Annotated in this window: 1 pseudogene; it reads left to right on the forward strand. The window is 56.8% G+C overall.

The window, feature by feature from the left end:
* Positions 1-67 precede the first annotated feature (67 nt).
* Positions 68-920, forward strand: a pseudogene (locus AC19YX_RS35235) (IS5 family transposase).

Genomic DNA, 920 nt, shown 5'->3' on the forward strand with positions numbered 1-920 from the left:
GCGAATTAGGTTTTGTACGAAAAGTCGTTGTGGCTAAAATTGCCGCCATGACCGGTTGGAGGCCCGTATGGCAAGGCGTTACGAACTTTCTGATGCGTCATGGGAGCTGATCAAGGATTTGGTTTCTCCAGAACAGAAAATGGGCCGTCCTCGCAACGATGATCGTCAGGTTCTCCACGGAATTCTGTGGATCCTGTGCTCGGGCGCTCCCTGGCGCGACCTGCCTGAACGCTTTGGGCCTTGGTCAACGGTGTATCAGCGTTTTCGTGACTGGCGCGACGACGGCACATTCGAGCGAGTACTGGAGCGTCTGCATATTCGGCTGAACCGGGAAGGACTGATCGACTTGGACACCTGGATGATCGACTCCACCGCAGTACGAGCAACCCGAGCCTCTTCAGGCGCCGGGAAAAAGGGGGGCCTGAAGAACCGTTAGACCATGCCTTCGGGCGCAGTCGAGGCGGTCTGACCACCAAGATTCACATGGTGTGCGATGCCAATGGCGTGCCATTGCATTTCAGGCTTTCACCAGGACAAGCCAGTGATGTCTCCCACGCTCAGCCGCTGCTGGATGCTGTAAGAATTGCTGGCAAGCCAGGACGACCGCGTAAACGTAGCCGGTGGTTGCTGGCTGACAAGGGATACGATGCCGAGCACCTGCGCCAGTACTGCGACCGTTACCGAATGCAGCCGGTAATCCCATTGCGCGCTATGCCGCGCAAACCTCGACCTGGCTGCCCCGACTGTTTGACCGGCCCAAATACCGGCAACGGAACATCATTGAGCGGATGTTTGGCTGGCTGAAAGAAAATCGCAGGATCGGCACTCGCTATGACAAGCTGGCCAAGAGCTTTGCAGCCATGGTCACCTTGGCCTGCAGCCTACGTTGCATGCGGCAATACTTTTCGTACAAAGCCTAG

Source organism: Pseudomonas sp. MF09150, assembly GCF_059862355.1.